The organism is Sagittula sp. NFXS13 (assembly GCF_040148795.1).
Taxonomy (GTDB): Bacteria; Pseudomonadota; Alphaproteobacteria; order Rhodobacterales; family Rhodobacteraceae; genus Sagittula; species Sagittula marina.
In genome coordinates, this window is the sequence record NZ_JAGEMH010000019.1 from 1 (window position 1) to 20,989 (window position 20,989).

Annotated in this window: 19 protein-coding genes; 7 read left to right on the forward strand and 12 right to left on the reverse strand. The window is 62.2% G+C overall.

All coding sequences use genetic code 11. From position 1 onward, the window contains the following. Positions 1–333 precede the first annotated feature (333 nt). A complete protein-coding gene (locus tag J4E08_RS21445; RefSeq protein ID WP_349540228.1) occupies positions 334–1,017 on the reverse strand; it encodes a response regulator in 684 nt (227 codons plus the stop codon). 188 nt (positions 1,018–1,205) lie between these two features. Here J4E08_RS21445 and J4E08_RS21450 point away from each other — a divergent pair, with 188 nt between their 5' ends. After that, the gene (locus J4E08_RS21450) at positions 1,206–1,907 is read left to right on the forward strand and encodes a sensor histidine kinase (RefSeq protein ID WP_349540229.1); all 702 of its coding nucleotides are present in this window, start codon (positions 1,206–1,208) and stop codon (positions 1,905–1,907) included. A 54-nt stretch (positions 1,908–1,961) separates the two neighbouring features. Beyond that, positions 1,962–2,972: an Ldh family oxidoreductase gene (locus J4E08_RS21455; protein ID WP_349540230.1), complete on the forward strand. Its 1,011-nt coding sequence runs from the start codon at positions 1,962–1,964 to the stop codon at positions 2,970–2,972. A 101-nt stretch (positions 2,973–3,073) separates the two neighbouring features. On the opposite strand, the gene glpK is transcribed toward J4E08_RS21455, so the two are convergent. The 8 genes from glpK to glpD form a co-directional block, all read right to left on the reverse strand. Beyond that, the gene (glpK, locus tag J4E08_RS21460; protein WP_349540231.1) at positions 3,074–4,576 is read right to left on the reverse strand and encodes a glycerol kinase GlpK; all 1,503 of its coding nucleotides are present in this window, start codon (positions 4,574–4,576) and stop codon (positions 3,074–3,076) included. A 131-nt stretch (positions 4,577–4,707) separates the two neighbouring features. Continuing rightward, the gene (locus tag J4E08_RS21465) at positions 4,708–6,429 is read right to left on the reverse strand and encodes an ABC transporter substrate-binding protein (RefSeq protein ID WP_183965859.1); all 1,722 of its coding nucleotides are present in this window, start codon (positions 6,427–6,429) and stop codon (positions 4,708–4,710) included. 74 nt (positions 6,430–6,503) lie between these two features. Further along, positions 6,504–6,779 (reverse strand): DUF2160 domain-containing protein, encoded by a 276-nt coding sequence (locus J4E08_RS21470; RefSeq protein ID WP_183965857.1) that lies wholly within the window; start codon positions 6,777–6,779, stop codon positions 6,504–6,506. Positions 6,780–6,881: 102 nt separating this feature from the next. After that, positions 6,882–7,745 (reverse strand): carbohydrate ABC transporter permease, encoded by an 864-nt coding sequence (locus J4E08_RS21475; RefSeq protein ID WP_349540232.1) that lies wholly within the window; start codon positions 7,743–7,745, stop codon positions 6,882–6,884. Continuing rightward, complete coding sequence (locus tag J4E08_RS21480) at positions 7,745–8,617, reverse strand: carbohydrate ABC transporter permease (RefSeq protein WP_183965853.1); 873 nt, start codon at positions 8,615–8,617, stop codon at positions 7,745–7,747. The genes J4E08_RS21475 and J4E08_RS21480 overlap by 1 nt, the downstream gene beginning before the upstream one ends. 91 nt (positions 8,618–8,708) lie before the next feature. Further along, positions 8,709–9,806, reverse strand: a complete 1,098-nt coding sequence (locus J4E08_RS21485; RefSeq protein ID WP_349540233.1) for an ABC transporter ATP-binding protein — start codon at positions 9,804–9,806, stop codon at positions 8,709–8,711. Positions 9,807–9,818: 12 nt separating this feature from the next. Further along, complete coding sequence (locus J4E08_RS21490) at positions 9,819–10,907, reverse strand: ATP-binding cassette domain-containing protein (RefSeq protein WP_183965849.1); 1,089 nt, start codon at positions 10,905–10,907, stop codon at positions 9,819–9,821. A 47-nt stretch (positions 10,908–10,954) separates the two neighbouring features. Beyond that, positions 10,955–12,544 (reverse strand): glycerol-3-phosphate dehydrogenase, encoded by a 1,590-nt coding sequence (gene glpD, locus J4E08_RS21495; RefSeq protein WP_349540234.1) that lies wholly within the window; start codon positions 12,542–12,544, stop codon positions 10,955–10,957. Positions 12,545–12,779: 235 nt separating this feature from the next. Between glpD and J4E08_RS21500 the strand changes: the two genes are divergently transcribed. Further along, complete coding sequence (locus tag J4E08_RS21500; protein ID WP_183965845.1) at positions 12,780–13,544, forward strand: DeoR/GlpR family DNA-binding transcription regulator; 765 nt, start codon at positions 12,780–12,782, stop codon at positions 13,542–13,544. Between the two features lie 362 nt (positions 13,545–13,906). On the opposite strand, the gene J4E08_RS21505 is transcribed toward J4E08_RS21500, so the two are convergent. Beyond that, positions 13,907–14,560, reverse strand: a complete 654-nt coding sequence (locus tag J4E08_RS21505) for a cupin domain-containing protein (protein ID WP_349540235.1) — start codon at positions 14,558–14,560, stop codon at positions 13,907–13,909. 172 nt (positions 14,561–14,732) lie between these two features. Between J4E08_RS21505 and J4E08_RS21510 the strand changes: the two genes are divergently transcribed. Further along, entirely contained in the window at positions 14,733–14,870 is a 138-nt protein-coding gene (locus tag J4E08_RS21510) for a hypothetical protein (RefSeq protein ID WP_349540236.1), read from the forward strand. Positions 14,871–14,917: 47 nt separating this feature from the next. Here the strand turns inward: J4E08_RS21510 and J4E08_RS21515 are convergent, their stop codons facing one another. After that, positions 14,918–16,291: a HAMP domain-containing sensor histidine kinase gene (locus J4E08_RS21515; protein WP_349540237.1), complete on the reverse strand. Its 1,374-nt coding sequence runs from the start codon at positions 16,289–16,291 to the stop codon at positions 14,918–14,920. After that, complete coding sequence (locus J4E08_RS21520; RefSeq protein WP_349540238.1) at positions 16,278–16,955, reverse strand: response regulator; 678 nt, start codon at positions 16,953–16,955, stop codon at positions 16,278–16,280. The genes J4E08_RS21515 and J4E08_RS21520 overlap by 14 nt, the downstream gene beginning before the upstream one ends. A gap of 163 nt (positions 16,956–17,118) precedes the next feature. On the opposite strand from J4E08_RS21520, the gene J4E08_RS21525 reads away from it, so the two are divergent. From J4E08_RS21525 to mprF, 3 genes are read left to right on the forward strand one after another with little or no spacing between them, the layout of a single operon-like run. Beyond that, positions 17,119–17,688 (forward strand): HdeD family acid-resistance protein, encoded by a 570-nt coding sequence (locus J4E08_RS21525; RefSeq protein WP_349540239.1) that lies wholly within the window; start codon positions 17,119–17,121, stop codon positions 17,686–17,688. A 1-nt stretch (position 17,689) separates the two neighbouring features. Further along, entirely contained in the window at positions 17,690–18,406 is a 717-nt protein-coding gene (locus J4E08_RS21530) for a DUF1003 domain-containing protein (RefSeq protein WP_349540240.1), read from the forward strand. Beyond that, on the forward strand, positions 18,393–20,981 hold the full coding sequence (gene mprF, locus J4E08_RS21535; protein ID WP_349540241.1) for a bifunctional lysylphosphatidylglycerol flippase/synthetase MprF: 2,589 nt from the start codon (positions 18,393–18,395) through the stop codon (positions 20,979–20,981). Before J4E08_RS21530 ends, mprF begins: the two co-directional genes overlap by 14 nt. Positions 20,982–20,989: the final 8 nt, after the last annotated feature.

Below are 20,989 nucleotides of genomic sequence, written 5' to 3' on the forward strand. Positions count from 1 at the left end.
AGCGATCCACGCTGCTTCAGTGCCTGATTATACGCGGGCCAATTGATGGTCTTATAGGTCGGCTTCGGCGGTCTGCTCATGCGAGCCCGCTACTACATTGGACCCACGAAGTGAATCCCGGAGCCTCTTTGTGCAACAAGGCCCTGCAAAGCCCTCAATTCCGTCAGGAGCGCGACGATAGGCAGCTTCCGCAATCAGCCTTAGATGTTGGCACGTCATTGCGGGCAATGAAAACGGTCAAAAAAGGCAATCCTGAGTTGGTTCTGAAACGGCTGGCCACCGCTTTGAATATAACATGCACGCGACAACCCCACTTCAAAACGCCATATAAATTTAACGAAACTTCAATGGTTCATCCGCATCAAAAAGATAAGAAACGTTCCAATTTTCGGGCTCCGTAAAACCTTTACTCGCCAGCATATCGATAATTCTCTTATCTATTGTATCCACAAATCGTCCGAACTCCATTTCGTCCCGAACGACCTTCGCCACGTCTTGTGCGATTTGTACGCGCTGCTGCGCCAGCAATTCCCCGATCCAATGACGCGAGGCCTCGGAAAAAATCTTCGCAGAGGCCATCATGATTTCACGCAGCTTTTCCGGATCCAGTGCATCCTTGTTGAGGCAGTCCATCGAGCCCTTTTTCATTGACGCCACCGCAACATCGGTTCGCATCTCGGACGAGATCATGACAACGGCAGCGCCAAAATTCATGGCGTGATTGTTCACCAAACGTTGCGCAGTCAAGCCATTGCCCTTGGGCAGCATGTAGTCGATCAGGATGACGTCATACGCTTTTTCATCAAGAGCTTGACTGAACTCGTCCATGTCGGAGGTCAACCGCGTCGTCACTGGCAAGCCAGTTTTGCCGCAGGCCCGTTTGATCTGGTTTTGATCAAATCGGCTATCATCTAGCACCAGAACCTCGAAGGATGCGCGCTGTCGGTCCTGCAAGCCGTCTGTGCGGTACGCTGCGCGTATCGCGGCCAGCTCTGCATCCTTGGTTTTATCTGCCATGACCACTATCTCCATTGCCCAAACCCACTCCGCATAAGCTTACGCCACGTGCACCCTTCAATTCAAACAGTGCATTCCTTGCTATTTCATCGAAATTTATGAAAAGTCACTGGCCATGGCATTTGCCCGGCAGCAATTGGGCTGATATCATTTTGATAACAAGAGCTGCTTTGATCGGATCAAGCAAAATGAAGGATGTGGAGACAGATCAACAGGATTTTGAATCCTATCTTTATATTATCACGCATGATTTAAAGACCTATTCCCGCGCGATGCGCGTTATTCCCGAATGGATCGAAGAAGATCTACATGGCGCCGGCATGACACTTCCCGAGGAGGTCGTCACTCATATGTCGATGCTCAAATCCTATGCTCAGGGCATGGACCGCATGTTGGATGGGCTGACAGATTTGTCTCGCGTCGGACGACTGTCCGATCCGCATAGCGCGATCAGCCTGTGCAGTGCGATCGGCGCAGCTTGGGCCCGCATGTCTGACAACGTGGGGTTCGAGCTGGATCTATCTGGCGTCGTGGGCACGGTGCAGGCCCCGCAGAACGATCTGGATCGCCTGATCGAGGCCCTGCTGTCCAACGCCATCATCCACCACGGGACGCGCACCGGCAAAATCCGCGTTTCCGGACGTGAGGACGGGCATCGTGTCATGCTGCGCGTGTTGGACGACGGGCCGGGCATTGACGACGGCTACGCGGAAAAGATTTTTCAGCCGCTCTACACGCTGCGCCCAAAGGACGAGGTCGGCACGGCAGGTATGGGCCTCGCCATCGCGCGAAAAGTGGTGACTTTGCTCGGTGGGCACATTGGCGTTTTGGAATCGCCCGCCGGTTGGGGATGCTGCATAGAATGCGACCTCCCCCGCGCAGGGGTTTGAGAAGCAGCGCAGAATCGGGTAGCTCTGGGGCAGATCACCGCCGGGAGAATGTCCATGACCATGCGCCGCCTATCCCGAGACGAGGTTCACGGACTCGCCACCCGCACCTTGCAGGCTGTAGGCTACGGCCCGCGTCATGTTCAGGCCATCGCGGACATGTTGACCACCTGCCAGATGGACGATTGCCAGAGCCACGGGCTGTTCCGCCTGTTCATGTGCGCCGAAACCACCCGCACCGGGCGCGTCGATCCGCAGGCGGACCCCGCTCTGACCTTGGACGACAGTGCCGTGGTGCGTGCTGATGCGGGCGGGGCGATCTCATTGCTCGCCGTACAAGTCGCCATGCCCCACCTTGTGGACCGCGCAAAACGGTTTGGTGTCGCGGCTTTGGCGGTGACCCGGTGCTACCATTTCTCCGCCCTATGGCCCGAGGTCGAACAGCTGACAGGCCACGGATTGTCGGCCCTCTCCATGACGCCTAGCCACGCATGGGTTGCTCCGGCGGGCGGCACGCGCGGGGCGCTTGGAACCAACCCGATTTCCTTCGGCTGGCCGCGCAACGGCGATCCCTTTGTCTTTGATTTCGCGACTTCTGCCTTTGCCCGTGGAGAAATCGAACTCTATCGCCGTGAAAAAAAAACCCTGCCCGAGGGCGTGGCGCTTGATGCGAACGGTCAGCCCACCACGGACCCGGAGGCTGCCATGGACGGTGCCATGTGCACCTTTGGCAGCTACAAGGGATCGGCACTGTCCCTCATGGTCGAGCTCATGGCCGGGCCGTTGATTGGCGATCTCACCAGCCTCGACAGCATGGCCTATGCCGAAGGCCGCCCCGAAGCCCCCTATCACGGACAAATCCTGCTGGCCTTCGATCCGGACCGGCTGTCAGGTGGCGCGGTGGCAGACAGCGACGCCCGCGCCGAACGGCTCTTTGCCGAGATCGGGGGACAGGGTGCGCGACTGCCATCCGAGCGGCGCTACGCGGCGCGCGCGCGCAATGCCGCGCGGGGCTACGTGGAAATATCGGAAACGCTCTATCAGGACCTCTTGGCGCTGAGCAGCTAACCCCCGAGCGCGGGCCCGAATAATCTCGCGACGTTCCACACCGCCCCCGGCTCACATCGTGGATCACCCGCCAGCCGCCGGGCCTGTGGGCCTCGCAACGCTCAGGAGGCGTAGCCGATCGTCGCATCCACCGCCTTGCGCCATGACGTGTGGCGCGCATCCCGGGTGGCATCATCCATCGCAGGTTCGAACCGCGCCTCGGCGGACCAGCCCTTGGCAAAGGCCTCCATGTCCGGCAACAGCCCCGAATGCGCGCCCGCCAGCCATGCGACCCCCGTCGCCGTGGTTTCCAGCACGGCAGGCCGCTCCACTGGCGCGTCGATGATGTCCGACAGGAATTGCATCGCGTATTCAGAGGCGCTCATTCCGCCATCGACCCGCAGGGGAGCATTCGACACCGCGTCGCCGGACGCGGACCAGTCGGCTCTCATCGCGTCCAACAGGTCGCGCGTCTGAAAACCGACGGATTCAAGCGCCGCGCGGGCAAACTCCGCCGGGCCGGAGCCGCGTGTCAGGCCAAAGATCGCGCCACGGCACTCCGCATTCCAATAGGGCGCGCCAAGGCCGGTGAAGGCAGGCACCAGCACGACCTCCTGCGAGAGATCCGCGCGTTCCGCCAAGGGCTGCGTCTCCGCCGCGTTGCGGATGATCTGCAAGCCGTCACGCATCCATTGCACCACCGCCCCGGCAATGAAGATCGACCCTTCCAACGCATAGGTCGGCTTGCCGTCCAACTGGTAGGCGATGGTGGTCAGCAATCGGTTTTGCGAGCGGACGGGCTCTGACCCGGTGTTGAGCAGCGCAAAACATCCCGTGCCATAAGTGGATTTCAGCATTCCCGGCTGGAAACACGCCTGCCCGATGGTGGCCGCCTGCTGGTCACCCGCGATGCCGCGAATGGGGATCGGCTTGCCAAACAGATCGGCGCGCGTCTCGCCAAAGTCGGCCGCGCAATCGCGCACCTCCGGCAGCATGGACATCGGGATACCCAGGCGGTCGCAGATCGTCTGCGACCAGCGCCCCTTGCGAATGTCATACAGCATTGTGCGCGCCGCGTTGGTCGCATCTGTCAGGTGGTGCTTACCGCCGGTGAGGTGCCAGACGAGCCAGCTGTCCACAGTGCCAAAGCACAGCTCCCCCGCTTCGGCCCGCGCCCGAGCGCCGTCGACATTGTTCAACAGCCACGCCAGCTTGGTGCCCGAGAAATAGGGATCGAGCAGCAGGCCCGTGCGGTCGGTGACCGTGTCCTCGAACCCCTCGGACTTCAGCCCCTTGCAGAACTCGGAGGTGCGGCGGTCCTGCCAGACGATGGCGTTGTGGATCGGCTTGCCGGTCTTGCGGTCCCAGACCAGCGTGGTTTCGCGCTGGTTGGTGATGCCGATGGCGGCGATTTCTTCGGCTTTCACCCCGGCCTTTTCCATCACACCGCGACAGGTCGCGGCGGTGGTCGTCCAAAGATCGGAACAGTCGTGTTCCACCCAGCCCGACGCCGGATAGTGCTGCTCGAACTCTTCCTGCGCGCTGGCCGTCACCTGCAGCTCTTCGTTGAACAGCATCGCGCGGGTAGACGTGGTGCCTTGGTCGATGGCGAGGATCAGCGTCATGTGGGGAAACTCCGTGTCGGGGGCGGTGTCGCGTTGTGGCCTGCAATCCGCAGAGAGGCCAGAAAACAATCACACCGCCGAAATGTCAAAACGCCGGGGCCTCGCGACTGGAGGCCCCGGCAAAGTCAGGCTTACTGCCAGGACTTGATCAGCTCATCATAAGAGATGGTCTCGGGCTCTTCTTCCTCGTTCTCCAGCTTCGCCTTGGGCGAACCTTCCTGAGAAAGCCAGTATTCCGGATCACGCTCTTCGTTCAGCTTCGGGCCGATTTCGCCCTGAATGCCAGCACGTTCGAGGCGCGCCATGACATCTTCCTGGTCCTCGCACAGGGCGTCGAGCGCCTCCTGCGGGGTCTTGGCGCCGGACATGGCGTCACCGATGTTCTGCCACCACAGCTGTGCCAGCTTGGGGTAGTCAGGCACGTTGGTGCCGGTCGGCGACCATGCCACGCGTGCGGGCGAACGGTAGAATTCCACCAGACCACCCAGCTTGTCGGCACGCTCGGTGAAGGACTCGTGGTTGATCGAGCTGTCGCGGATGAAGGTCAGACCCACATGCGACTTCTTGGTGTCCACGGTCTTGGAGGTCACGAACTGCGCATAGAGCCACGCGGCCTTTGCACGGTCCACCGGCGTGGATTTCATCAGCGTCCAGGAGCCCACGTCCTGATAACCGATCTTGGTGCCCTCTTCCCAATATGCGCCGTGCGGGCTGGGGGCCATGCGCCACTTGGGCGTGCCGTCCTCGTTCATCACCGGCAGACCCGGCTTCACCGTGTCGGCGGTAAAGGCGGTGTACCAGAACATCTGCTGGGCCACGTTGCCCTGCGCCGGGATCGGGCCTGCCTCCGAGAAGGTCATGCCAGCCGCCGCCGGGGGCGTGTACTTTTCCAGCCATTCGATGGCTTTGGTCACAGCGTAGACCGCTGCGGGGCCGTTGGTGGCACCACCACGTGCAACACAGGAGCCCACGGGCTGGGACTGCTCGTTCACACGGATGCCCCACTCGTCGACCGGCAGTCCGTTCGGCTCACCCTTGGACCCTGCACCCGCCATGGACAGCCACGCATCGGTGTAGCGCCAGCCAAGGCTCGGGTCTTTCTTGCCGTAGTCCATGTTGCCATAGATCTCGTCGTCGATGCCCATGTGGGACAGATCACGACCGGTAAAGAACTCGGCGATGTCCTCGTAGGCGGACCAGTTCACCGGAACACCCAGCTCGTAGCCATATTTCTCCTGGAAATCGGCCTTGTTCTTCTCGTCGTTGAACCAATCGTAGCGGAACCAGTAGAGGTTCGCGAACTGCTGCGTCGGCAGCTGGTACAGCTTGCCATCGGGCGCAGAGGTAAAGGCCGTGCCGATGAAGTCGTCGAGGTCGAGACCGGGGTTGGTCACGTCCGCGCCTTCGTTCGCCATCCAGTCGGTCAGGTTGCGCACCTGCTGGTAGCGCCAGTGCGTCCCGATCAGGTCGGAGTCATTGACGTAGGCGTCATAGATGTTCTCGCCGGACTGCATCTGGGTTTGCAGCTTTTCGACCACGTCGCCTTCGCCGATCAGGTCGTGTGTGATCTTGATGCCGGTGATGGCCTCGAACGCCGGTGCGAGCACCTGGGATTCGTATTCGTGGGTGGTGATGGTCTCGGAGACGACCTTGATCTCCATCCCTTCCATCGGCGCGGCTGCGTCGATGAACCACTGCATCTCCTGCTCCTGCTCTTCGCGGGTCAGGGCCGACTGGTCGCCGATTTCCTCGTCAAGGAACTTCTTCGCGGCTTCCATGTCCGCAAATGCCGCTCCGCCCGTCAGGCTAAGCGCCACCGCCAGTGCGGTGGTGGATTTCAACGTAAAGTTCATATTGGTTTCCTCCCTTATGTGAACTTTTGTTTAGGCCGCGCGCCCCCAAGGCTGGGACCACGCGCAAGTCTGTCTTACACCCAGCGGAACACCGCCGCGGCGTAGACCCCGCAGACGACAAGCGCCCACGGCTGCGTGTCGGCGCCAACCAGCCCCAGCCACGCAAGATTGATAAAGGCGCTGCCCAGAAGCGTGATGAACAGGCGGTCGCCTCGTGTCGTTTCGATCCGAAGGATGCCGGTGCGCGGCGTCTCCGGGAATTTGATCGCGAGGATCGTGAAGAGGATCAGAAGGCTTGCGATCACCATGAAGAAGATCGCGGTCGGCCATGTCCATGCCATCCATTCCATGTCAGGCGCTCCTCGTTTCAAATTGCGTCGTGGTGTCCGTGCCCAGAATTGTCAGCTGACAATTCTGGATGGGACGTTCGTTGCGCGGATGTCCCTGCATCATCACACCCTCCCCAGGGCAAAGCCCTTGGCGATGTAGTTGCGCACGAAGTAGATCACGAGCGCGCCCGGCACGATGGTCAGGATGCCCGCCGCGGCCAGTACGCCCCAGTCGATGCCCGACGCCCCTTGGGTTCGGGTCATGATCGCGGCGATGGGCTTGGCGTCCACCGTGGTCAGGGTGCGCGACAGCAGCAGCTCCACCCACGAGAACATGAAGCAGAAGAACGCCGCCACCCCGATGCCACTGGCGATCAGCGGCATGAAGATCTTCACAAAGAAGCCGCCGAAGGAGTAGCCGTCAATGTAGGCGGTCTCGTCAATTTCCTTCGGGACGCCCCGCATGAAGCCCTCCAGGATCCAGACCGCCAGCGGCACGTTGAACAGGCAGTGCGCCAAAGCCACGGCGATGTGCGTGTCGAACAGGCCGACCGAGGAGTAGAGCTGAAAGAACGGCAGCGCAAAGACGGCAGGCGGGGCCATGCGGTTGGTCAGCAGCCAGAAGAACAGATGCTTGTCCCCCATGAAGCTGTAGCGCGAGAACGCATAGGCCGCCGGCAGCGCCACCGAAAGCGAGATCACCATGTTCATCACCACGTAGATCAGCGAATTCACGTAGCCCATGTACCACGACGGATCGGTCAGGATCGTGCGGTAGTTGTCCAGCGTCAGATTGCGCGGGAACAGGGTGAAATCGTTCAGGATCTCGGTGTTGGTCTTCAGGCTCATGTTCAGCAGCCAGTAGAGCGGCAGCATCAGGAACAGCAGGTACAAGCCCATGACAATGGCCGATGTATTCACCTTGAACCGCTTGCGGGTGTTGGCCCCTTGCGCGGTCAGGTTTTCGGGAATCGTGGCGTCCGTCATCACATGCCCTTTTTGTCGAGGTTGGTCATCACGGTGTAAAACACCCACGAAATCAACAAGATAACCAAGAAGTACATCAAGCTGAAGGCCGCCGCAGGACCAAGGTCAAACTGTCCCAGCGCCATTTTCACAAGGTCGATGGACAGCAGCGTCGTGGCGTTGCCGGGGCCACCGCCGGTGACGACGAACGGCTCGGTGTAGATCATGAAGCTGTCCATGAAACGCAGCAGGATCGCGATCATCAAGACACCCATCATCTTGGGCAGCTCGATAAAGCGGAAGACCTTCCAACGGTTGGCCTGGTCGATCTTGGCCGCCTGGTAATAGGCGTCGGGGATGGACTTCAACCCGGCAAAGGCCAGCAGTGCCACAAGCGAGGTCCAGTGCCACACGTCCATGACAATGATCGTCACCCATGCATCAAACGTGTTCTGCGTGTAGTTGTAATCGATGCCGATCTTGTCCAGCACATAGCCCAGCAGGCCGATGTCCACCCTGCCAAAGATCTGCCAGATCGTGCCCACCACGTTCCACGGGATCAAAAGCGGCAGCGACATCACCACAAGGCAGAAGCTGGACCAGAAGCCGGATTTGGGCATGTTCAGCGCCACGAAGATGCCCAGCGGGATCTCGATGGCCAGGATGATGCCGGAGAACATGAGCTGGCGCTGAAGCGCGCCCCACATGCGTTCATCCTCAAGCAGATCGCTGAACCACATGAGCTTGTCGTCGAGCGGGTAAAACTGGCCACCGAAGGTGTCCTGAATGGAGTAGTTCACCACGGTCATCAGCGGGATGACGGCGGAAAAGGCGACCAGCAAAAGCACTGGCAAAACCAGAAACCATGCCTTTTGATTGACTGTCTTTTGCATCAGTCGGTTCCTCCCAGACGCTCGGACGTCGTCGTGACCTCATTGAAACGGCGGGCTTGGCACTGCTGCGCCTTGTACGTTGCGTTGCCCATCATGCCGCCCCCACGGTTTCGGTGCGGACCTCGGGGGTGACGCGCCAGTCGTTGGCATAGACGTTCACATGCGAAGGATCGAAGTGGACGCGGTTCATGTCCGCGCTCACCCGGTCGTCTTCGCCTGCGATGATATTGATATCGTGGCCAAAAAAATCGGCACGGATGATCTTGTGGCGGCCGACATCCTCGACACGACGCACGGTGACGGGCAGGCCTTCGGTCTGCGACAGGCGCGCAAATTCGGGACGCACGCCAAGCTCCACCTTACCGTCGAGCGGGCCGTAGCCGTTTGCCAGCGCCATCTCCATGCCATCGATAAAGGCGCGGTTGCCCTCGACCTTTGCCGGGATCACGTTCATGCCGGGCGAGCCGATGAAGTAGCCGACGAAGGTGTGTTCGGGCCGCTCGAAAAGCTCCTCGGGCGTGCCGATCTGGACCACGCGACCGTCGTACATAACGACGACCTTGTCCGCGAAGGTCAGCGCCTCGGTCTGGTCGTGCGTCACGTAGATCATCGTGTGCCCGAAATCATGGTGCAGCTTCTTCAACTGCGTGCGCAGCTCCCACTTCATATGCGGGTCGATCACCGTCAAAGGTTCGTCGAACAGCAGCGCGTTCACGTCCTTGCGCACCATGCCACGGCCCAGCGAGATCTTTTGTTTCTGGTCCGCGCCGAGGCCTTGGGCCTTGCGTTTCAGCATGTCTTCCATGCCGATCATGCGGGCGATTTCCTGAACGCGTTCCGCCACATAGCTCTCGGGTTGGCCCCGGTTGCGCAGCGGAAAGGCAAGGTTGTCGCGCACGGTCATCGTGTCGTAGACCACCGGGAACTGGAACACCTGCGCGATATTGCGTTCGGCTGTGGGGGCGTGGGTCACGTCCTTGCCATCAAACAGAATGCGCCCCTGCGACGGATGCAGCAGGCCGGAAATGATGTTCAAAAGCGTGGACTTGCCGCAGCCGGACGACCCCAGCAGCGCGTAGGCTTCGCCATCGACCCAGTCGTGGTTCAGTTCCTTGAGCGCGAAGTCGTCTTCGGACTGCGGCGATTTCAGGTAGGAATGCGCGAGGTTATCGAGCGTGATCTTGGCCATCTCGTCTCTCCCTCAAGCTGCCAGCGCGTAGGACGCGGGCGCAACCAGCGCGCCGTCCTCGGCAAAAATGTAGACGTGGCGCGGATCGAGATAGACCTTCAACGCCTCTCCGATCCGCAGATTGTGCACGCCGTGGATCAGCCCGACCCAGCGTTCGCCGTGGTGGTCGAGGTGCACAAAGGTTTCCGAGCCGGTCAACTCTGTCACGTTGAGCGTGGTGGTGAATTCCACCGCATCCGCCGCGTGTTTGCCGATCTCCAGGTGGTTGGGGCGGAAGCCAGCAAGATAGCTGCCGTCCGCCAGATCCAAGAGCGGCCCCGTGGCCGGCGCGGCCTGACCGTCGCCGAACGTGATGCGGTTGCCGGTCTTGGAAATCGGCAGGAAATTCATCGGCGGGTCGGAGAACACCCGCGCCGTGGTCGCATCCACCGGCTTGCGGTAGACCTCCGGCGTGGGGCCGAACTGCGTCACACGGCCCTCCCAAAGGGTGGCCACATTCCCGCCAAGCAGCAGCGCCTCTTCCGGTTCGGTGGTGGCATAGACAAAGATGGCGCCGGATTTCTCGAAGATCTTCGGGATTTCGACGCGCATCTCTTCGCGAAGCTTGTAATCGAGGTTGGCCAGCGGTTCATCCAGCAGCACCAGCCCGGCGTTTTTCACCAGGGCCCGCGCCAGAGCGCAGCGCTGCTGTTGCCCGCCGGACAGTTCCAGCGGCTTGCGGTCCAGCATCGGCGTCAGCTTCATCAGCTCTGCGGTTTCGCGCACGCGTGTGTCGATCTCTGTCTTGGAGACGCCCATCAGCTTCATCGGCGAGGCGATGTTGTCGTACACGCTCATCGAGGGGTAGTTGATGAATTGCTGGTACACCATGGCGACCTTGCGGTCCTGCACGCGCTGCCCGGTGACATCCTCACCTTGCCAGATGATCTGCCCCTTGGCCGGTGCGTCGAGCCCAGCCATGAGCCGCATCAGGGAGGTTTTCCCCGACGTGGTCGGCCCGAGCAGGACATTCATTGTGCCTTTTTCCAACGTCAGATCGGTGGGATAGACGTGCGTCTGCCCCTCCACGACCTTGGAAACGCCCTTGAGTTCAAGCGTCACCGTGTTCCTCCCTTACTGGCGGCAACCATTCAGTCGCCTGCCCTGCGTTATTCGGCAACCTGTGCGGACTGTCGCCGCTGTGCCATCCAATCATTCAACGCCGCGATTTGCGTCTCCTCCAGACGCAAGCCCAGCTTGTTGCGCCGCCACACAACGTCCTCTGCGGTGCGGGCGTATTCCTTTTCCATCAGCCAGACGACCTCCGACTCGGTGAGCGTAGCACCGAAGTCGCGGCCAAGGTCCTGCAACGTGACGGCACGGCCCAGAATCTTGCGGGCGTCGGTGCCATAGGCGCGGGCCAAGCGACGGGCGTGGAACGCCGTCAGAAAGTCGAAGTCTCGCTGCAAATCACGGACAAGGTTTTCAAAACCGTCCACCGGGAAATCCCCGCCGGGCAAGGACACCCCTGCCGTCCACGGGCCGGAGACGGAGAGATGTTCACCGATCTTTTCCAGCGCACTTTCGGCCAGACGACGATAGGTGGTGATCTTGCCACCGAAGATGTTGAGCAGCGGCGCGCCACCGTTCGCGTCGACCTTCAGCGTGTAATCCCGCGTCGCCGCCGTGGCGCTGCTGGCCCCGTCATCATACAGCGGCCGCACGCCGGAGTAGGTCCAGACGATGTCGGCATCCGTGATCTCGGCCTTGAAATAGGCGTTGGCGAAGTTCACCAGATAGGCGCGCTCCTCCGGGGTGCATACGGGCTTCTTTTCGGGATCCGTTTGCTCGGCGTCCGTGGTGCCGATCAGGGTAAAGTCGTTCTCGTAGGGGATCGCAAAGATGATCCGCCCGTCCGTGCCCTGGAAAAAGTAGCATTTGTCGTGATCGAACAGCCGCTTGGTCACGATGTGAGAGCCGCGCACAAGCCGCACGCCTTCGCGCGAGTTGATCCGCACCTTGGTCTGGATGATGTCGCCGACCCACGGCCCACCGGCATTCACCAGCATCCGGGCGTGGTGAACGGTGTTCGCGCCGGTTTCGACGTCTTGTGTTTCGACGCGCCAAAGGTCGTTTTCGCGTTCGGCGCTGATCACCTTTGTGCGGGTCATGATCATGGCGCCACGCGCCTCGGCGTCGCGGGCATTCAGCATCACCAGACGCGAATCTTCGACCCAGCAATCGGAATATTCGTAGGCGGTTTCGAAACGATCCTGAAGCGGCGCGCCCTCAGGGCCGCTGGTCAGATCGACAGATGTGGTGCCCGGCAGGATCTTGCGACCGCCAAGGTGGTCATACATGAAAAGCCCCAGCCGGATCAGCCACGCCGGGCGGCGGCCCTTCATCCACGGCATGAACAAGCTGAGCAGGCGGGATGTGGGCGTGTCGTTCTCGAACCGCATATCCTTATGATATGGAAGCACAAAACGCATCGGCCAAGAGATGTGCGGCATGGCGCGCAGCAGGGTTTCCCGCTCGATCAGCGCCTCGCGCACCAGTCGGAATTCAAAATATTCGAGGTAGCGCAGACCGCCGTGAAACAGCTTGGTCGAAGACGAAGATGTCGCCCAGGCGAGGTCGTTCATCTCGGCCAGCGTTACGGTCAACCCACGGCCCGATGCATCGCGGGCGATGCCGCAGCCGTTGATGCCGCCGCCGATCACGAAAAGGTCGACTGTCTGTGTTTGCGCTTGCGCCACGCCGCTTCTCCCCAGTGCTTATGGCTCTGCCAAACGTGACAAATATCAGGCAGTTTGGCAATGGTTTATTTTCGTTTATGTTCGTTTTTGATGGCGATCCGTAGAAACCGCCGCAAAACGCCGGGTCAAATGTTCGCTTTTCGTCTCTCGGACAGAAACTGGCGCGCAGCATTGATTGCCATCCCTCCGCCGCCGTATGATAAGTTCCATGAACGGTCGAGGGAGGGCCGCCCCATTGTCAGTGACCTTTCGCCATCCTGAAATCCTTGAAATCGCGCGTCGCAACGGAAAGGTGACGGTGGACGGGCTGGCCGAACATTTCGGCGTCACGCTGCAAACCATCCGCCGCGACCTTGCCGATCTGGCGGAAACCGGGCGGCTGGAACGTGTGCACGGCGGCGCAGTCCTGCCCTCTGGCACGACGAATATCGGCTACGAGGAACGCCGCGCCATCAACCCGGACGGCAAGAACGCCATTGCCCGGGCATGTGCCGCACGCATTCCCAGCGACATTTCCCTGTTTCTCAACATCGGAACGAGCACGGAAGCCGTCGCCCGTGAGCTGATCCACCACACCAACCTGATGGTGATCACCAACAATATGAACGTGGCGAATATCCTTGCGGACAATCACGAATGCGAGGTCATCGTCACCGGCGGCCAGCTGCGCCGTGCCGATGGCGGGCTGGTGGGCACCCTCGCCGCCGAAACCATCGCCAAGTTCAAATTCGATGTGGCCGTGATCGGCTGCTCCGCGCTGGATCGCGACGGCGACCTGCTGGATTACGACATTCAGGAAATCAGCGTCAGCCAGGCGATCCTGCGCCAATCCCGGCAGACCTACTTGGTGGCGGACCATTCAAAATTCAAACGCTCCGCCCCGGCCAAGATCGCCTCTCTGGCGGAGGTCGACACCTTCTTTACCGACCGCCCTCTGTCCGCCGATCTGTCGCGCGCCTGCGCCAACTGGGGCACCGAGGTCGCCTTGTCCGACGTCTGACGTCTGACCGTCCGAAGCGGTCACCATGGCGTTGGCTTGGTCCGCGCGACCCGGTTTCTGTCGATGACATGACGCGAACCGGTCGTCACGGCACTGCATCTTATCCCGCAGGAAAGGACTGGCGCCGCGACGGGACGCCATCGGGTCTGAGGTGGGATGTGGCCCCTGTCCAGGGCTATCAAGATGCAACGCAGACCCCGGCAAGCGCGACTGCTCGCCCCTGTTCCACCCGGACCCTAAGGCAGACCATTCTCGACGATCTGGAGCGGCACGCGCAGGCGGGCTATTCCGCCATTGGACGCCTCAAACGCTTGGCGGACTTGCGCGATGTTGTCCCCGCCCTGTTCCACACCGGTGCTTTATCACTCTGGAATGGTCAGAACGTCGTCATGCTGCAAGGGCGCGTCCTTGAGCCAGAAGGTCACACCATCCGCACCGCTGCGCGCTGTGATCCCCTGCCCCGCCGGACGGCGCAGCCATGCCTGAGGACCAAGAGTCAGTCCTTCCAGCCGCAGGGCACCGGCCAGCACCATAAGCTCCAGGCCACGGGCGTTGTCGAGAATGATCGGAATATGCGGATCGCGCCGTTCCAGCGTCACCCGCTCCGCCCCATCGTCGAACAGGACACGCGGCCCAAGCACATTCTCGGGCGGGCGAACGATCTGCTGAGCGTCGCCCGCGCGAAACTGCCAGAGCCGTACAAGGAGGGTACAGCCTTCCTCCGATGCCGGACTATGCGCCGTGCCGGGAGGGTTGCGAAAATAGCAGCCCGCCGGATAGTCGCCGTGTTCGTCCTGAAAGGTGCCGCCGAGCACGAGGATCTCTTCGCCGCCGGCATGCGTATGCTCGGGAAAGGCGCTGCCCGGCGCATACCGCACGAGCGATGTGGCGCGCGCCACTTCCTCCCCCTCGCGATAAAGCATCTTCCGATCCACGCCGGGCGCGGGGCTCGGCACCCAGTCCATCGTCTCGGTGTCGATGGTCACTGGCAGGGCAAGATTGGCATTGATGCGCATGGCCCGGTCTCCTTTCCAACCTTTCAAGCAGAGTAGCACGGAAATGCGTGAGGGCGAGGGGGCAGACCCGCCTGGCAGCAGATTGCCCCATCGGGCTGCGACACCAGTATGGGTTGCAGGTCGCCCAAAGATCCCGCCAGGGAAGGATCGTATGCGCCGATCATCGCATGGAATGGCTTCACGAGCCGCGCGTATCGCGCCTCAGACGCGGTGGACCACGACGATGGCTGTGATCGGCGCAGGCCCGATTGGTCCGCCTGAGGACGCTGTCTGGTCCGGCGAGGAGACGCGCCCCGCGCGCACGTCGTAAGGCGCTGAAAACCTGTCCCGAACAGCGCCCGACGTGCAGGGCGTTGCCTAGCCGCCGCTGGCTGGCAGCGTCACCTCGACGATCAAACCCGGGTGGTTGTCCGAGAGCGCCACATGGCCGTTGTGCTTTTCGGCAATTGCCCGCACCAGCGCCAGTCCCAGGCCGTTTCCCGGCTTGGACCGGCTGGGGTCGAGCCGGTGGAACGGCTCGAAAACCCGCGCCCTTGACGCTTCGGGAATGCCCGGCCCCTTGTCCGCGACCTTGAACAGGACGCGGCCGCCCGCGCGCCTCAGCCGAACCGTGATAAGGTTGCCCTCGCGGCCGTGGGTCACGGCGTTCTGCAGCAGGTTCACCACCATCTGCTGAAGCATCTGCGCATCGCCCATGATCGCGTGGTCCTGTGCGGCATCCTCCTCGAACGTCATGGTTTGGCCCTCGTCCTCGGCGATCAGTGCGAAGGTCTCGACAAGGTCCGCCGTGAGCACTGCCAGATCAACCCGGTCGCTCATGCGCTCTTCTCCGGCGGCCTCGATGCGGGAGAGTTGCAGGTAGGAATCGAAGATGACACGCATGGTCTCAAGCTCGTCCTGCGTGTCGCCCAGCGCCTCGGTCGGGTCCGCGCCCTGATCGACGCGCTCCATCGCCTTGCCCAGCGCGAGATAGGCGCGGCCGAGCGGCGACTTCAGATCATGGGCGGCCGCGGCGGCGGTGTTGCGGGTCGTGGCGACCATCCGCGACAAGCGTTCAAGATGCTGGTTCAACTGCCGCGCGATCCGATCAATCTGCGTCGTGCCACCGTTCTCGGGGATGCGGACCGTCATGTCCCCCTCGCTGGTTTTCGAGAGCGCGGTTTCGATCTCCTTCAGGCGGCGCAGGCTCTTGGCGCTCAAAAGATAGCCCACGGACAACATGGTGAGCAGGATCAGGAACCCGCTCAGCGTCAGGGCGCGAAAGACAAGGATCTTGGTGTGGTACAGCAGGTCCAGCCGCAGACCGACGACCAGCGTATTTTCGTCCACAGGGCCGGCAAAATAGACATATTCATGCGTGATGTCGTCAGGCGTTACGCCAGCATGATCGAGCGGGCCGACCTGCAGGCCCGAACCTTCGGGACGGGTCAGGATATTGCCGACGACAAGAGTATCCGCCGCCTCGAACAACGCCACGGCGTGATGTCCGCCGGTCGTCGTCCGCGACACGGTGGCAATCGCCGCCTCAAGCTGGCCTTCTTCCTCGTCCTCGTGTTCGGAGGCAATGATGTTCCAGCGTTGCTGAACGTCGTCGCCCAGCTCGGTGATCAGGCTGTGCTCGATGTAGGCGAGCGCGGCCCAGCCGAACACCACAAGAACGACGACAAAGGCGATGGCAGAGCGCAGAACCGCCGAGAACGCGGCGCCCGAAAGGATGTCACCGCGGTCCATGCATCGAATACCCGGTGTTGCGGATCGTGTGGATCAGCGGCACGTCGAAGGGTTTGTCGACCTTTGCGCGCAACCGGCTCATGTGGGTTTCGACCACGGTGGTGTTGGGTTCGAAATTGAAATTCCAGACCCGCTCCAGCAGCAGGGTACGGGTCACGACCCGGCCTGCATTGCGCATCAGGATCTCGAGAATGGCAAATTCCTTGCTGTGCAGCTCCATCACGGTGCCCTGACGCGTGGCGGTGCGCGACAAGAGGTCGAGCTGAAGGTCGTGCACGGTCAGGACAGGCTCGGCGCGTGTCTGTGTCTTGCGGCGGACAATGGCGTCGATGCGGGCGGTCAGTTCGGAGAAATGAAAAGGCTTGGTCAGGTAGTCGTCGCCGCCAGCGGCAAGCCCTTCGACGCGGTCGTCGACCTGTCCCATGGCGGTCAGGAACAGCACCGGCAAGGGTTTCCCCGAAGCCCGCAGCGCCTTGAGCACCGACAGGCCATCCATCCCCGGCAACATGCGGTCCAGTATCGCCAGGTCACACTCGTTATAAAGGCAGTAGCTGAGCGCGTCCCGGCCATCGGCGACATGATCGACGGAATGGCCATGTTCCGAGAGGCCGGCAACGATGTAGTCGGCGACCTTGGCGTCGTCTTCCGCGAGCAGGATCTTCATGGGCGTCATCTCCTTGCCGTCATCTAGGGGAATTCGCGCCCGATGCGCCAGCGAAACAAACTTCTTTGCATGAAAGTAAGGTTCGCGCGAAATCCGGGCGATGGCGCGCACCTAGTGATGTTTCCTGCCGGTCGAACCAACCGGAACCCTGGGAGCAAAACACGTGCAGACTTATCTGAGCCATCTGAAATCGTCGGGGCGTCCGGACAGTGGCCGGGCGGCGTTCAAACATCTGAGACTGGTGGGCGCCATCCTCGCGGGGCTTGGTGTGCTTGCCATTCTTCTGCCCAACATCGCGACCTTTGGCGCGGAATTGCTGGTGGCGTGGATGCTGACCCTGTGGGGCGCCGTCGGGCTGGGGTTTTCCTGGGCGATCCGGCCCGCGCCGGAATGGCGCTACGGGGTCGCGGCCTTCGGACTTCTTTTTGTCGTCGGTGCCGCGCTCGCCCTGTTTCCCATCGCGGGTGTCGCAGCATTGACCCTGCTGATGATGCTGTCTTTCCTGATGGAGGGATTGCTTTCAATCCTCTTTGGCCTGCGCAGCAGCGCACATGTCTCGAACTGGGGATGGCTGGTGTTCAGCGGACTGTGTTCCTTCGCGGCGGGTGTGGTGATCCTGTTCGGCTGGCCCTGGACCGCAAGCTGGACGCTGGGCCTGATGCTGGGCCTGAACTTTCTCTCGACCGGCCTGTCGGTCGTCATGCTGGCAAACTCGGCACGTGTCGAGGCCTGACATGAAGACAAAAAACGACGGCCGTGGAACCCACGCCACCTGCCATGTCTGCAACAAGACCTTCCCTGCATCCGGGCTGCAACCTTGGATCGGCGTCCGGCCGGGGGTCTCTGCCCTGATCGTGCAGGAAGCGCCCGGCTGGGCCGACGGCAAGCGCATCTGCAAGGCCGATCTGGCACGGTTCCGCAGGCTGTATGTCGAGCGGTTGCTCGAAGGCGAACGCGGGGAGCTCGATGCGCTCGACCGACAGGTCCTGGCCAGCCTCGAAGCGGGGCAGCCGATCTCGCGCAGGCCCGAGGACGACGTGGCCGAACGCGCCACCTTCGGCGATCGCCTGTCGGACCGGGTGTCGGAATTCGGCGGCAGCTGGACCTTCATCACCGGGTTCTGCGCGGTGCTGGTCGTCTGGATGATCGCGAACGTGCTTTTGCTCGGCCCGAAACCCTTCGATCCCTATCCGTTCATCCTGCTCAACCTGGTGCTGTCCTGCGTGGCCGCCCTTCAGGCACCGATCATCATGATGAGCCAGCACCGGCAGGACGCCAAGGACCGGCTGCGCGCCGAAAACGACTACCGGGTGAACCTGAAATCCGAACTCGAAATCCGCCTGCTGCACGAGAAGATCGACCACCAGCTTGCGCATCAATGGGAAAGACTTGCCGAATTGCAGCAGATACAGATCGACCTTCTGGAGGACGGCGTGAATGGCCGACGCTAAGACCCCGACCGTCGTGGCACGCGTGCTGCGCGTGATCGAACACCCGGCCGTCAAGATCGTGATCCCGGTCATCATCGGCATCATCGCCGTGGTCGTGCTGCACAAGCTGGCGAGCCATGTCAGTTGGGCAGACGTGCGCGGCGACCTCGCTGCGCAACGTCCTTGGGTGCTTCTGGCGGCGCTGGGCTGCACTGCCCTGAGCTTTTCAGGCATCGCGGCCTACGATTTCCTCGCCATGCGGGCCGTCGCGCCAAAGGCCATGCCGGCGCGCGTGCCGATGGTTTCCGGGGCGGCGGGTTACGCCATCTCCGGCCTGCTCGGCGTGTCATACCTGACCGGCACAGCGGTCCGCTACCGCGTCTATTCTGCCTTTGGTCTGGATCTGGTCAAGGTCTCGGCGGTGGTCGCGATCTCTTGGTCGGGCTTTGTCTCCGCGCTGCTTTTGCTGTTCGGCGCGCTGCTGACGCTGCACCCCACCGGGTTAAGCGCGATCCTGCCGATTCCGGAGCTGGTGGAAACCACGCTCGGGTCTCTGCTTCTGGCTGGATATGCCGGCTACCTGATCTGGCTGGCCACCGGTCAGAGGCGTCTGAGCTCACATGCCTACAGCCTCGATCTGCCCCGCCCTGCGCAGGCCCTCGGCCTCACTCTGGCGGGCCTGCTCGATGTTTCCGGTGCGGCCCTGACGCTGTATGTGCTGTTGCCTGCGGACCTCGGACCAGGCTTGCCGGTCTTTGCAACCGTCTTCGTTGCGGCCGTCATGCTCGGCATCCTCAGCCACGCGCCGGGGGGCCTCGGCGCTTTCGAGGCGACCATCATCGCCGGGCTCGGCGCCGCTGGCCGCTCCGACGTTCTGGCGTCGCTTGTGCTGTACCGCCTGATCTACACCGTGCTGCCCTTCGCCATCGCGGCCTTTGGGCTGGCCATTGCCGCGACCCTGGCAAACCGGGGCCGGTTTCATGTCGCGTCGAGCACGCTCTGGCGGGCGCTCAAGCCCGTGGTTCCGATCCTGGCGGCGGCGCTGGCGATGCTCGCCGGGATCGTGCTGCTCGTCTCGGGCACCCTGCCCGCCGAAGGCACCCGGCTGGAGCTGTTGCGCGACGTGGTCCCGTTGGGCGTCATCGAAGCGTCCCACCTTGTCGGCAGCCTCGTGGGTGCGCTTCTGATCGTCGTGGCGGCGGGGCTGTACCGCAAGCTCTACCGTGCGTGGCTTTTCGCCATGGCCCTGATCGGTATCGGGCTGATCGCGTCGCTGGTCAAGGGGCTCGACTGGGTCGAGGCGCTGTCGATGGCCGCGACCTTCGCGACGCTGAGGCTGCTGCGACCTGCCTTTTACCGCGCCGAAGGGATCGCGCTGTTCCGGCTGGACCGGCGGTGGATCCTCAGCATCCTCGTCCTGGCCGCGGCGATCTTCTGGATCGGCCTGTTTGCCTATGATCATGTCGACTACCGCAACGCCCTGTGGTGGCAGTTCAGCTGGAACGGCGACGCCTCGCGGTTCCTGCGCGCCAGCCTGATCGTGGCAATCGTCCTTGCCGCCGTCGTCCTCAACTCGATCATCAGCCACCGCCCCGCGATCCGGGAACTGCGCGAGATCCCCGACGTCGTGCGCAGACTGGTTGCAAACAGCGAGGATACAGAGGCCAACATCGCCCTCACAGGGGACAAGCTGTTCCTCGTCTCGCCGGACGAGACCGCATTCATCGCCTACGCCGATACCGGCAAGTCACTGATCGCCAAGGGCGATCCCGTGGGTGAGGTGAAGGCGGGACAGGCGCTGATCTGGGCGCTGCGGGAGCGGGCCTACCGGGCCGGAAAACGGGTGGCCTTCTACGCGGTGTCCCCGACCTACCTGCCGACCTACCTCGATCTGGGGCTGTCGATCCTGAAGATCGGTGAGGTCGCGCGCGTCGACCTGCGCGGCTTCACGCTGGACGGATCAAAGCGCAAGGACCTGCGGCAGGCGCGCAACCGCGCCGCCCGCGACGGCTTTGTCTTTGCCGTGGTTCCCTGCGCCGAGACCGGGCCGATCCTGCCAGAGTTGCGGCACATCTCGGATGCCTGGCTGGCGCGCAAACAGGGAGAGGAAAAGGGGTTTTCCCTCGGGGCCTTTACCGAAGGATACATGCGCAATTTCGACGTGGCCGTGCTGCGCGACCCCGACGGCCGGATCGTGGCCTTTGCAAACCTCTTTCAGGGCGCCAACCGGCACGAGCTGTCACTGGACCTCATGCGCTACCTGCCCGAGGCCCCGCATTTCGCCATGGACGCGCTGTTTGCCGAGATGCTGCTCTGGGGCGCCGAGACGGGCTATCGCTGGGCCTCGCTGGGCGCCGCGCCCTTCGCCGGGGTCGAGAACCGGGAGCTTGCGCCGCTATGGAACCGCATCGGCGGCTTCATCTACGAGCACGGCGAGCATTTCTACCGCTTCGAGGGGCTGCGCGCCTACAAGGAGAAGTTCGACCCGGTCTGGTCGCCCAACTACCTCGCCTGCCCCGGCGGACTGGCCGCGCCGCAGATCCTGTATGAGGTCAACGTGCTGGTCTCGGGCGGGCTGCGTGGATTGATGAAATAAGGGGGGCT